Raw genomic sequence first — 12046 nt, 5'->3', positions numbered from 1 at the left:
ACGCGACCGTGACGCCGCCGGCGGTGAACCGCACCCGGCGACGATCCGGCCTCGCAATCCGGTCCGAGGCGGCCTTCGAGCTTGTCCGACGGCCGGCCGGCCCGCTCGGACTTCCTGATGGACGGCGTCCCCACCGAGAACCGGCCCCTCCCTCGCCCGCTACGACATCCGCATTCTTCTTTCAGAGAGTCAGGACGATCTTTCCTCGGGTGCGGCCGGTCTCCAGCGCCGCATGCGCGTCGGCGGCCTTCTCCAGCGGGAACTGCTCCGCCACCTCGACCCGCACATGACCGTTATCGATCAGCGAGGCGATCTCGGTCAGCGCGGGACCGTCCGGCTCGACCAGGAACGGGATGGCGTGTTTGCCCTGGTGGGAAGCGGCCTCGGCCACGGCGGGTGCGACGCCGGAAGGGATCGCGATGAGGAGGCCGCCCGGGGAGAGCGCCTTCAATGACCGCAGCCCGGTGTCCTCGTCGCCGACCAGGTCGAGGACCAGATCCACGCCGCCGGTGGCCGACTCGAACGGCGCGGCCGTGTAGTCGATCAGCTCGTCGGCGCCGAGGGAGCGCAGCCAGTCGTGCTTCGCGGACCGGGCGGTCCCGATCACGTGGGCGCCGAGGTGGTGGGCGAACTGCACCGCGAAGTGCCCGACGCCGCCGGCCGCCGCGTGGATGAGCACCCGCTGTCCGGGAGCGACGGTCGTGGCCGCGGTGAGCGCCTGCCACGCCGTGAGGGCGGCCAGCGGAACAGCGGCCGCCGCCGGATGACCGATAGTGACCGGCTTGCGGGCGAACTGGCGGGACGGCGCCGTCACGTATTCGGCGTAGGCGCCGGCCTGGCGCGGGAACCAGGGCATGCCGTAGACCTCGTCGCCCGGCCGCAGCGTGTGCACGCCGAAGCCGACCTCCTCGACGACGCCGGAGACGTCCCAGCCCAGGATGAACGGCGGCGCGCCGAGGACGCCGGCCATGCCGCCGCCCTCGCGGGACTTCGCGTCGACCGGGTTGAGGCCGGCCGCGACCACGCGGACCAGGACCTCGGTGGGGAGTGGCTGGGGACGCGGCACGTCGCCGACCTCGAGGACCTCGACGCCGCCGAACCGCTGCTGGGTGATTGCTCGCATGCCGGCCAAGCTATCCGCTGGATGGTAGTTACCCGCAAGAGCTACTACTATCCATCAGGAAGTAAGGAGGTCACGGCGATGCCCACCGCCTGTGAGACCGGTCAGCACGACCACCACGACGTCTACGCCCAGCTCTGCCCGTGCCGGGGACTGCTCGACCTGATCGCCAACAAGTGGACGACGCTCGCGGTCGGCGCCCTCGAGGACGGCCCGCAGCGGTTCGGCGTCCTGCAGCGCCAGCTCGAAGGCGTGAGTCCGAAAGTGCTCACCCAGACGCTGCGCCGGATGGAGGAGGCGGGACTGCTGACGCGGACGGTCTACCCGGCCGTGCCGCTGCACGTCGAATACGAGCTGACCGAGGTGGGGCGCAGCCTCAACGTGCCGTTGCGGGCGCTGCGCCAGTGGGCCGAGAACCACCTCCACGAGATCCGGGTCTAGCTCTCACAACGGTTCCTCGGTGGGATCCTCCCGATGCGACGGGTCCGGCTGGCGGCCCGCCAGCTCGACCAGGTGGTGGCGGCAGGACTGGGCGGCCGGCGACAGCGGGCGGTCCCGCGAGTGCATCACCCCGATCGGCGGGTGCACGGGCGTGGGATGCAGGTTCCGGATCGCGATGGCCGGACCCCAGGCCGCCTCCGCCGCCGACTTCGACAGCAGGCCCAGCCCCAGGCCGGCCGCGACCAGATCCCGGATCCCGGCGGAGGTGGCCGTCTCGAACTCCACCCGCGGCGCGAACCCGGCCGACCGGCAGGCGTCCTCCAGGATCCAGCGCAGCCCGGTGCCGGTCGGCGTCGACACGAAGGGTTCGTCGCGGGCCTCGCCCAGCGTCAGGCGCCCGGTCCGCGCCAGCGCGTGCCCGATCGGCAACGCCAGCAGCAGATGCTCGTCGGCCAGGGGCAGCGCGTCGAACCGGGGCGGCAGATCGGCGTAGATCGGGCCCAGCACCAGATCCAGCTCACCCTCGTCGAGCGCGCCGAGCAGCGTGGTCGCCGTGCCGCTGCGCAACCGCAGCGCGATGCCGGGGAAACGGTCGCGGAAGTTCGCCAGGGCGTGCGCCAGATCGTACGAGCCCAGCGCCGCCGTGGCGCCGATACCGACCTTCCCGTTCACCACCGCCGTGATCTCGTGGAGCTCGGTCCGCGCACCGTCCAGTTCGGCCAGCACCCGCCGCGCCCGCGCCACGAACAACTCACCGGCCGGCGTCAGCGCCACCCGCCGCGTCGTGCGCGCGAACAACGCCAGCCCCAGCTCCGTCTCCAGCGCCCGGATCTGCGCCGACACCGCCGACTGGGCCACGTGCAGACGCTCGGCGGCACGGGTGAACCCGCCGTACCGGGCCACCGCCTCGACGTAGCTGAGCTGGCGCAACTCCACGCCACGATCCTTGCCCGGCACCCCGCGAGCCACCGCCGAGATCCGGTTCCGTCAATCTTCCGGGGGAATAAGAACGATGTCGCAGCGGGGAAGGCAGCCTTCAGTCCGTTTCAGGGTGGCGGGTGGGGCGGTTGGATCGGACTCGGCCTGCCCTTCAGTTCCGGCCCCGTCGAAGGCAACGTCAGCCGCGTCAAATGCTCGAACGACAGATGTACGGCCGAGCCAGCTTCGGGCCCTGGCGCGAGAATGGTGAAGTCGGCCGCGCGGTTGAGCGCAAGGAGCGTCTATGGGCGTTTGCTCCGTAGCACGGCCAGTTCTTGGCTTGGGAACGACATGTTTCGCCACGCCTGTTTGTAGCCGGTCTCGCCGTACTGATCGAGCACTGCTTGGGCCATATTCGCCGCGGCGGTAAGGAAGGCGTGGACCGGAATCCGGGCAGCCCATCGGCGCTTCGCGCCTATCCATGGGTCCTCCGCATACTCGTCAGGCACGCGAAGGATCTGGACGTAGACATGTTCGGCAGCGCCGGTGAAGACGAAGACATGGGCATGGGGCTCGTCGGACAGCCAGGCGAGCGACGACGCGGATCCGAGGTGCAGATCGACTGCGGTCCGAAGGAGGCTCTGAAGCCCGTGGCCGGTGTAGGACGTGATCACTTGCAGCTCGTCGTCGTCAGCGATCCAGGTCAGCTTGGCCCAGCCGGAACCGACGATCTCCCAGCGCATGTCGAATGAGGTGACGTCCACGATCAGTACTTATACCGGAACTGGATCGGGCCATCGCCAGAGCCTCTTGCATGCGAGCTGCGCTGAACGGCGCGCTGCATCGCGATCAGGTCGGCATTCGTCACAGCGGTGGGCGTCGGGTCAGCTGTGCCACTCCTTCGCGAGGAGTTCGTAGGAGCGGACGCGGTCGGTGTGGTCGTGGGCGATCGTCGTGATGAGGAGTTCGTCGGCTCCGGTTACGCGCTGCAGGGTTCGCAGCTTGTCGGCGACTGTTCGGGGGGAGCCTACGAATCGGGTGTCCACCCGGTCCTTGACCAGGGCTCTCGACTCGTCGGTCCACTCGTACCCTTGGGCCTCCTCGATGCTGGGGAACGGCACCGCGCCGAACCCGGTCCGGATGCTGTGCACCCACAGGGCGAACGGCGCCGCCAGGCGCCTCGCCGTCTCGTCGTCCTCCGCGACCAGGACGTCGGCCGAGACCATCAGGCGCGGCGCGCTGAGGGAGGGCGAGGGCACAAAGCTTTCCCGGTACGCCTCGGCGGCCTCGAGGACCTTCGCCGGGGCGACGTGGTAGTTCGCGGCGAAGGGGAGGCCTCGCGCGCCGGCCGTGCGGGCGGACTCGCCGCCGCTGGAACCGAGCAGCCAGAGTTGCAGGTCGGCGCCGGCGCCGGGCACCGCCACCACCTCGTTGCCGTCGCCGTCACCGACCGGGCCGGCCAGCAGGGCCTCGATCTGGTCGAGGATCTCGGCGAGGCCGAGCGGCTCGGCGCCGGGTTGGCTGAGCAGGCTGGAGGCGAGGGCGGTGCGCTTCGAAGCGAAGATCGGCGCCCAGGAGAACGGCTTCGGGATGAGCAGGCCGTCGACGACGCGCTCCTCCTGCGGTGCGGCGTGCTTCCGCTGTTCGCGCAACACCTCGGTCTTGGCCTGGCCGGACCGGCCGATGCCGAGGTCGAGACGGCCGGGATGCAGCGCGTCGAGCAGGCCGAACTGTTCGACGATGGTGAGCGCCGTCTGGTGGCCGGTCTGCACCGCGCCGGAACCGAGCCGGATGTGGTCGGTGACCGCGGCGATCTGGCCGAGCAGCAACGCCGGCTGCGAGCTCGCGACACCGGGCGTGAAGTGGTGCTCGGCCACCCAGTAGCGGTGGTAGCCGAACTGCTCGGCCTGCCGGGCCAGGTCGAGGGTCCGGAGCAGGGCGGGCCGCGGCGAGGTCTCGCCGGAGACGAGCGGCGACAGATCGAGGATGGAGAGGGGTACGGACATGGTGGCTCACCGCCCTTTCAGTCGGCGTGACACGGGCGACAGCCCCAGGTTCTGCCGCAGCGTGCCGCCGTCGGAATACTCGGTCCGGAAGACGCCCCGTTCCTGGAGCAGCGGGACCACCTGGTCCACGAAGTCGTCGAGGCCGGTCGGCGTCAGGTGCGGAACCAGGATGAAGCCGTCGCAGGCGCCGGTCTGGACGTACTCGTTCAGCTGGGAGGCGACCCGGTCCGCGGTGCCGATGAAGTTCTGCCGGCCGGTCACCTCGATGATCAGGTCGCGGATCGAGAGCTTCTTGGCCTCGGCGAGCGCCCGCCACTCGGCCGCGGTGGCCAGCCGGTCCGGATACATGCCGGCCCGGCCCTTGATGATCGTGTCGTCCTCGTCGAGGACCGGCTCGAAGGAAGGCAGCGGCCCGTCGGCGTCGTACCCGGACAGGTCCGTGTTCCACAACTGCTCCAGGAGCAGGATCGCGGTCTGCGGGCTCACCTGCTGGCGGCGGATGTGGTGCGCCTTCTCCTGGGCGTCGGCGTCGCTGTCGCCGAGCACGTAGGAGACGCCCGGAATGATTTTCAGGTCGTCCTCGGCGCGCCCATGACGAGACAGCCGATCCTTCACGTCCCGATAGAAGATCCGCGCGTCCTCCAGCCGATGATGCCGGGAGAAGATCGCGTCGGCGTGCTGCGCGGCGAGTTCGCGGCCACCGTCCGAATCGCCGGCCTGGAGAACGACCGGATGCCCCTGCGGGCTGCGCGGGACACCGAAGCGCCCGGAGATGTCGAACTGCGAGGACCTGATGGCGAATTCGCCACCATCGGTATCCCACAGCGCCCGCGCCGCCCGGATGAACTCGGCCGCCCGCACATAGCGGTCCTCATGGGCGAGGAATCCGCCGCGCCGGAAGTTCTCGCCGAAGAACGCCCCCGGCGAGGTCACCACGTTCCACGCGGCCCGCCCGCCGGACAGGTGGTCGAGCGTCGCCAGCTGCCGGGCCAGCTCGTAGGGCTCGTGGTAGGTAGCGTTCAGCGTCCCGGCGAGACCCAGGTGCTCGGTCACCGCGGCGAGGGCGGTGAGCACGGTCAGCGTGTCCGGCCGCCCCACCACGTCCAGGTCGTGGATGAGCCCGCGCTGCTCGCGCAGCCGCAGCCCTTCGGCCAGGAAGAAGAAGTCGAACCTGCCCCGCTCGGCGGTCTTCGCGAGGTACTCGAAGGAGTCGAACGCGATCTGGCTGCCGGCGCGGGGATCGCTCCAGACGGTCGTGTTGTTCACGCCCGGGAAGTGGGCGGCCAGGATGATCTGCCTAGGCACGGACGGCCCCCTGGGCGGAGTAACGGTTGATCGCGACCGGCAGTCCGAGCCGTTCGCGGAGGGTGGTCGCGGCCGAGGGCCGGAAGAGCCCGCGCTGCCGCAGCTCGGGTACCAGATGTTCGGTGATGTGTCGGAGATCGCGGGTGATCTCCGCGGGCCGCAACCGCACCCCGTCGATCCCCGACCCCGACCACCGGCCGAGCAGGTCGGCCAGCTGGGCGGCGGTTCCCGCGAACACGGCCGCGTCCGAGGTCGCCGACCCCCGGCGCTGGATCGCGTCGGTGTCCCGCTCATCCAGGAAGACGACGAGATCGGCGAAGACCTTGAGTGCCGGGTCCAGCCTCGCCTTGATCTTCGCGGCGTCGTCGGCGTCGGACGGCGTGATGAAGACCAGGTCGGCGGAACGGCCCGCGAACTCCCATACCGGGGCGCTGTGGGCGAGCGCGGCCACCACCGGCTGCCCCTGCGGCGGCCGCGGGACGATCGACGGCCCCTTCACCGAGAAGTACTTCCCGTCGAACGCGATGTAGTGCAGCTTCTCCCGGTCAATGAACCGGCCGGTCGGCACGTCCTTGATGATCGCGTCGTCCTCCCAGCTGTCCCAGAGCCGGCGCACCACCTCGACGGCGTCCCCGGCCTCCTCGAACAGCGCGTCCACCGGCAGCGGCTCTCGGCGCCCGAGCAGCGACGCCTCCCCCGGCTCCGCCGACACCCGCACCTGCCAGCCGGCCCGCCCCCTGCTCGCGTAGTCGAGCGACGCGATCGCCGTGGACAGGTGGAACGGCTCGGTGTGCGTCGTGGTGGCGACCGGGATCAGCCCGACGTGCCGGGTCACCGGAGCGATCCGGGCCGCCGTGAGCACCGCGTCCGGCCCGTGCCGGCCGAACGAGTCCTCGATCGTCAGGAAGTCGAGGCGGGCGTCGTCCGCCTGCCGGGCCCAGGTCACCCAGTCCCCGGCGTCGAACGACGGGGAGTCCAGGGCCACGGCCAGCTGCAAACTCATGCGGTACCTCCAGTTGCGCACGGCGGCGAGCAGCGTGCGCGTGTAGTCGTGCGCTCCACCATTCCTATAGCCTCTGTAGGAAATGCACAAGTAGCTTCTGTAGGAAATGCACAAGCTTTAGTGATGTTTAGCGGCCGATTAGGCGCCGCTGATGAACCATCTCGGCCGGCCGTCCGTTCCCTTGGTCGTGCAGCAGACAGAACTCGCCGATCCGCAGGACACCTCGCAGGAGACCACCGAGGAGGAGACCCCGGTCGCGCCGCCGAAAGAGCCGGGACGCGTACGCCGGACCGTCGCGCACCCGCGGTTCCAGCTGGCCCTGACCGTTCTCGCCTGCATCGTCGTCTTCGCCGCGCTGGTCTACCCGAACGTGCTCAAGCGGCTCACCGTCGGCGGCTTCGCCCGCATCCCGATCGAGGCGGCGATCGGGATCGGCCTGCTCATCCTGCTGCCCCGCCGGCCCCGGCGCGTCCTCGCCGCGATCGCGGGCGCCGCCCTCGGCTGGCTGATCATCGAGAAGTCGCTGGACATGGGCTGGTTCGAAATCCTCAACCGGCCGTTCGACCCGGTCCTCGACTGGATCCTCTTCGACGACACGTACGGCTTCATCCGCGACTCCTACGGCCAGGCCTCGGCCTACGCCGCCGCCGTCGGGGGTGCGCTGGGAGCCGTCGCCGTGATCGCCCTGCTCGTCTGGGCGGTGCTGCGGGTCACCGACCTGATCGGCCGGCACCGCCGCGTGTCGGCGTACACCGCCGGCGGCATCGCCGCCGCCTGGCTCGCCGCCCTCCTGGTCGGCGTCCAGGTGGTCCCGAAGATCCCGATCGCGGCCCGCAGCACGGTCACCTACGCCTACGACCGCGCCCGGCAGGCGAAGGCCGGCATCGCGAACAGCGCCGAGTTCGGCAAGGAGATCGCGAACGACCCGTTCCAGGACACCCCGGGCGACCAGCTGCTCACCGGGCTGGCCGGCAAGGACGTGATCTTCACATTCGTGGAGAGCTACGGCCGCAACGCGGTCGAGGCCCCCGAGCTCGCGCCCGGCGTCGACGCCGTCCTCGACAAGGGCACGGCGCAGCTCACCCAGGCCGGGTTCGCGGCCCGCAGCGGCTGGCTCACCTCACCCACCTTCGGCGGCAACAGCTGGCTGGCCCACTCCACGCTGCTCTCCGGGCTCTGGATCAACAACCAGAGCCGGTACCGCACGCTGACCGCGAGCGACCGGCTCACCATCACGAGCGCGTTCAAGCGCGCCCGATGGGACACCGTGAGCGTCATGCCGGGCGCCACCCGGGCCTGGCCCGAGGGGAAGTTCTACGGCTACAACCGGGTCTGGGACAGCCGCAACCTCGGCTACCAGGGGCCGAAGTTCAGCTGGGCGCCGATGCCCGACCAGTACACGCTGAAGAAGTTCACCGAGGTCGAGTACGGCAAGGCCGGCCGGCAGCCGCTCATGGTGGAGATGCCGCTGGTCTCCAGCCACACGCCGTGGGCGCCGATCCCGACCTTCCTGGACTGGAACGCGGTCGGCGACGGGTCGGTCTACTCCGGCATCGCCGCCGAGGCGCCGAAGAAGGCGGACATCTGGGGAAGCACCTCCCGGGTGCGCGCCGAGTACGGCAAGTCGATCCAGTACACGCTCACCACGCTGATCGACTGGGTGCAGAAGTACGGGAACGACGACCTGGTCCTGGTCTTCCTCGGCGACCACCAGCCGTCCAAGGTGGTCTCCGGCGAGAACGCCAGCCACGACGTGCCGATCACCGTGGTCGCGAAGGACCCCGCGGTACTCGACAAGATCTCGTCGTGGGGCTGGACCGACGGCCTCAAGCCGGCCACCGACGCGCCGGTCTGGCCGATGAACGCCTTCCGCGACCGGTTCCTGACCGCGTACGGGCCGGGCGGCCACTGACCCGGTGTGCGGCGCCGGATCCCCGGTCAAGGCCGGCGCCGCACACCGCCCCTCACGGCTTCAGGATCGTTCTCAGCGCCTCGAGGACGTCCGGGTTCTCGATCGTCGACGGCACCGGCGCGTCCTCACCGCCGGCGATCCCGCGCATGGTGCCGCGCAGGATCTTCCCGGACCGCGTCTTCGGCAGCGCCGCCACCACGTCGATGCGGCGCAGCGAGGCGACCGCCCCGATCCGCTCCCGCACCCACGCCACCAGCTCCGCCGGGTCGGCGGCCGCCCCCGCCCTGAGCACCACGAGCCCGCGCGGCACCTGCCCCTTCAACGGGTCGGCCACGCCGATGACGGCGCACTCGGCGACCGACGGATGGGCGGCGAGCGCCTCCTCCATCGACCCCGTGGACAGCCGGTGCCCCGCCACGTTGATCACGTCGTCGGTGCGGCCGGACACGTACAGATAATGGTCTTGATCGAGAGAACCGCCGTCTCCGGTCAGATAGTTGCCCTGGAAACGCGACAGATAGGACCGGACGTAGCGCTCGTCGTCGCCCCAGAGCGTCGGCAGGCACCCCGGCGGCAGCGGCAACCCGAGCACGATCGCGCCCTCGGTGCCCGGCGGCACGTCGTTGCCGGCCTCGTCCACCACCCGCACCCGATAGCCCGGCATCGGCACCGACGGCGACCCCGGCCGGGTCGGCAACGCCTCGATCCCCCGCGGACTCGCCGCGATCGGCCAGCCCGTCTCGGTCTGCCACCAGTTGTCCACCACCGGGATTCCCAACAGCTCGCCGGCCCACTCGTAGGTCGGGGTGTCGAGCCGCTCCCCCGCCAGGAACAGCAACCGCAACGCGCCGAGATCCCGCCCCGCCGCGAGCCTGCCGTCCGGATCCTCCCGCCGGATCGCCCGGATCGCCGTCGGCGCCGTGAACATGACCGACACCCGATGCCGCTCGGCCACCCGCCAGAACGCGCCGGCATCGGGGGTGCCGACCGGCTTGCCCTCGTACAGGATCGTGGTGGCGCCCGCCAGAAGAGGCGCATAGACGATGTACGAGTGACCGACCACCCACCCCACGTCGGAGGCCGCCCAGAACACCTCGCCCGGTGCAATCGTGAAGATGTTCGCCATCGACCAGTGCAGCGCCACCGCGTGGCCGCCGTTGTCGCGTACCACGCCTTTGGGGCGGCCGGTCGTCCCCGACGTGTAGAGGATGTAGAGCGGGTCGGTGGCGCTGACGGGGACGCAGTCCGCGGGTTCGGCTTGGTGGATCGCGTCGTGCCAGCTCAAGTCGTTTCGCCCGATTTTTCCGGATATTTGCTCTCGTTCGAGGATTATTCGGGTAGCCGGCTTGTGGGTCGCCTCGTCGCAGGCCGCGTCGAGCATCGGCTGATAGGGCACGACCCGGCCGGCCTCGATCCCACAGCTCGCCGCCACGATCACTTTCGGACGCGCATCGTCGATCCGCTTGGCGAGCTCACTCGCCCCGAACCCGCCGAACACAACGGAGTGCACCGCCCCGATCCGCGCGCAGGCCAGCATCGCCACGACGGCTTCCGGCACCATCGCCATGTAGACGACGACCCGATCCCCCCGCTCCACCCCGGCCCGCAGCAGCGCCCCGGCGAACAGCGCCACCTGATCGCGCAGCTCACGGTAGGTGTACTTCCGCACCACCCCGGTCACCGGACTGTCATAGATCAGCGCGTCCTGATCCCCGCGCTCCGCCACATGCCGATCGACCGCGTTCCAGCAGGTGTTCAACTCCGCGTCCGGAAACCACCGGAAGATCGGCGCCTCGCTGTCGTCCAGAATCCTGTCCGGCGCCCGCTCCCAGTCGATCCCCTCGGCCGCCGCCCGCCAGAATCCCGCCGGGTCGGCCAGACTCCGCCGATAGACCTCCTCATACGCACCCATCCCCCGACGCTGCGCCCCTCCCTCCCCGTTGTCCACCCCACATAACCCGCTCTAAAGCATCCTAGGAACCTAGGTCGCACCCTCCTGCAACGTGCAAGCCTGCGCGGTCGAGCGCGAGCGTGAGCGTCCTAGGAACCTAGGCCAGATTCATCCATCGGGGTGCGAGCCGACCGGGCAGCAAGCCGACCAAAGGGGCGCATCCAGGGCGAGCTTCTCCCCGACCCAGGCATGTGGGGCGAGCCGGCGGCGGGGCGCAGCCGAAGAGACGAGATCACCGCCGGCCGACATCCGGCTGCAGCGCGCTGCGGTCACCCACGGCGTGTCGCAGCAATACGCTGCAGCCGAACCGGATCTCCACGACGGAGGGTCACGCGGGCGCCCCGAGCCGACCCCCACGATGGAGATCTCACGCGGGCGCGCCGAGCACGCCTCCACAACGGACAACCACACCGCGAGGGGGCGCCTCCCCTGTGGAGAGTGAGCCGCCGCACCCAGGCTGAGCCGGCAAGGTTTTGGGGCGGGGATGGACCACGCAGGGATCAAGCCTGACCGCCCGGAGTGGGCCATCCCCGCCCCAAAACCGCCCACCCGGCGCGGCAAGAACCAGGCGCACCACAACCGGCGACCGGCTCGGACCTCACCGTCCGGCAATCGGACCGAACGGTCCCGGACCGGGTGGTCCTACACCGCCTGGGGGAACACCTCTTCCACCATCGCCAGCAACGACGTCTTCAACAGCGCGTGGACCTGTTCGCGACTCAACACGCCTCGCTGCAGCCACTCGCGCCCCGTGAACACCGCCAGCCCCACATATGACCGGGCCATGCCGCGCAACGCCTCGGACGGGGACTCCCCGAGGCCCACCGCACCGAGCACACCCACCGCGGCGACATCGATGGCCTCGGCTATCACTCCGTCAACTTCGGCATCACCGGCTATGCCGCCGGCGTTGACGGCGGCCAGCCAGGAGGTGCTGTGCCGGGACACCACGTCGAGAAACCAGCTGACGATGGTGTCGACGCGCCGTTCGAGCGGATCGTCCCGGCGGACCTGCTCCAGGGCCACGGCGGGCACTGTCAGCATCACCCGCACCACTTCGAGGTATAAATCCTTTTTTGTCCCGAAATAGTGGTTCACCAACCCACGCGCCACCCCAGCCGCACGCGCCACATCCGTCGTAGAAACCTCAGAATACGGACGCTGCCCGAACAACCGGACAGCCACCGTCAGGATCTCCCCCCGGCGGCTGTCCGGTTCCATCCGCCGGCGGCGGGTCGCCTCCATGCTCACGCCGTGACCCTACGTCACACGATTCATCGCGATCCGCGATAGCCGCGAGTCAGACCTCGAACAGATCAATGTCTCAAGATCCATCAAGCATCCAGAAGCAGACCAGATGAATCCCGGAAATTCATACGCCACTTATTGA

General features: G+C 70.0%; 10 protein-coding genes. 2 read left to right on the top strand and 8 right to left on the bottom strand.

Annotation, left to right across the window (positions count from 1 at the left end):
* Positions 1-181: 181 nt before the first annotated feature.
* Positions 182-1123 carry an NADP-dependent oxidoreductase gene (locus AB0G10_RS08310; protein WP_360918088.1) on the bottom strand — a complete coding sequence of 314 codons (942 nt, stop codon included), beginning with the start codon at positions 1121-1123 and terminating at the stop codon, positions 182-184.
* Positions 1124-1201: 78 nt separating this feature from the next.
* Between AB0G10_RS08310 and AB0G10_RS08305 the strand changes: the two genes are divergently transcribed.
* Positions 1202-1561: a helix-turn-helix domain-containing protein gene (locus tag AB0G10_RS08305; RefSeq protein WP_360918087.1), complete on the top strand. Its 360-nt coding sequence runs from the start codon at positions 1202-1204 to the stop codon at positions 1559-1561.
* A 3-nt stretch (positions 1562-1564) separates the two neighbouring features.
* Here AB0G10_RS08305 and AB0G10_RS08300 read toward each other — a convergent pair whose 3' ends face one another.
* The 5 genes from AB0G10_RS08300 to AB0G10_RS08280 form a co-directional block, all read right to left on the bottom strand.
* Entirely contained in the window at positions 1565-2497 is a 933-nt protein-coding gene (locus tag AB0G10_RS08300) for a LysR family transcriptional regulator (RefSeq protein WP_360918086.1), read from the bottom strand.
* Positions 2498-2781: 284 nt separating this feature from the next.
* Positions 2782-3243 (bottom strand): hypothetical protein, encoded by a 462-nt coding sequence (locus AB0G10_RS08295; protein WP_360918085.1) that lies wholly within the window; start codon positions 3241-3243, stop codon positions 2782-2784.
* Between the two features lie 120 nt (positions 3244-3363).
* The gene (locus tag AB0G10_RS08290) at positions 3364-4485 is read right to left on the bottom strand and encodes an LLM class flavin-dependent oxidoreductase (RefSeq protein WP_360918084.1); all 1122 of its coding nucleotides are present in this window, start codon (positions 4483-4485) and stop codon (positions 3364-3366) included.
* 6 nt (positions 4486-4491) lie between these two features.
* Positions 4492-5790, bottom strand: a complete 1299-nt coding sequence (locus tag AB0G10_RS08285; RefSeq protein WP_360918083.1) for an NtaA/DmoA family FMN-dependent monooxygenase — start codon at positions 5788-5790, stop codon at positions 4492-4494.
* On the bottom strand, positions 5783-6793 hold the full coding sequence (locus AB0G10_RS08280; protein WP_360918082.1) for an LLM class flavin-dependent oxidoreductase: 1011 nt from the start codon (positions 6791-6793) through the stop codon (positions 5783-5785). The genes AB0G10_RS08285 and AB0G10_RS08280 overlap by 8 nt, the downstream gene beginning before the upstream one ends.
* A gap of 187 nt (positions 6794-6980) precedes the next feature.
* Here AB0G10_RS08280 and AB0G10_RS08275 point away from each other — a divergent pair, with 187 nt between their 5' ends.
* A complete protein-coding gene (locus tag AB0G10_RS08275) occupies positions 6981-8705 on the top strand; it encodes a sulfatase (RefSeq protein ID WP_360918081.1) in 1725 nt (574 codons plus the stop codon).
* 52 nt (positions 8706-8757) lie between these two features.
* On the opposite strand, the gene AB0G10_RS08270 is transcribed toward AB0G10_RS08275, so the two are convergent.
* Together AB0G10_RS08270 and AB0G10_RS08265 are read right to left on the bottom strand one after the other, a co-directional pair.
* The gene (locus AB0G10_RS08270) at positions 8758-10617 is read right to left on the bottom strand and encodes an AMP-binding protein (protein WP_360918080.1); all 1860 of its coding nucleotides are present in this window, start codon (positions 10615-10617) and stop codon (positions 8758-8760) included.
* Positions 10618-11298: 681 nt separating this feature from the next.
* The gene (locus AB0G10_RS08265; RefSeq protein WP_360920646.1) at positions 11299-11901 is read right to left on the bottom strand and encodes a TetR/AcrR family transcriptional regulator; all 603 of its coding nucleotides are present in this window, start codon (positions 11899-11901) and stop codon (positions 11299-11301) included.
* Positions 11902-12046 lie beyond the last annotated feature (145 nt).

The organism is Actinoplanes sp. NPDC023714 (assembly GCF_040639855.1).
Lineage (GTDB): Bacteria > Actinomycetota > Actinomycetes > Mycobacteriales > Micromonosporaceae > Actinoplanes.
Note: the sequence above shows the minus strand (reverse complement) of the source record. Positions and strands in the feature narration are given on the sequence as shown.

What these genes read in the sequence shown, in the direction of transcription:
- AB0G10_RS08290 (WP_360918084.1), bottom strand. Translation starts at nt 4,485, where the DNA reads ATGTCCGTACCCCTCTCCATCCTCGATCTGTCGCCGCTCGTCTCCGGC.
- AB0G10_RS08270 (WP_360918080.1), bottom strand. Translation starts at nt 10,617, where the DNA reads ATGGGTGCGTATGAGGAGGTCTATCGGCGGAGTCTGGCCGACCCGGCG.
- AB0G10_RS08310 (WP_360918088.1), bottom strand. Translation starts at nt 1,123, where the DNA reads ATGCGAGCAATCACCCAGCAGCGGTTCGGCGGCGTCGAGGTCCTCGAG.
- AB0G10_RS08280 (WP_360918082.1), bottom strand. Translation starts at nt 6,793, where the DNA reads ATGAGTTTGCAGCTGGCCGTGGCCCTGGACTCCCCGTCGTTCGACGCC.
- AB0G10_RS08265 (WP_360920646.1), bottom strand. Translation starts at nt 11,901, where the DNA reads ATGGAGGCGACCCGCCGCCGGCGGATGGAACCGGACAGCCGCCGGGGG.
- AB0G10_RS08305 (WP_360918087.1), top strand. Translation starts at nt 1,202, where the DNA reads ATGCCCACCGCCTGTGAGACCGGTCAGCACGACCACCACGACGTCTAC.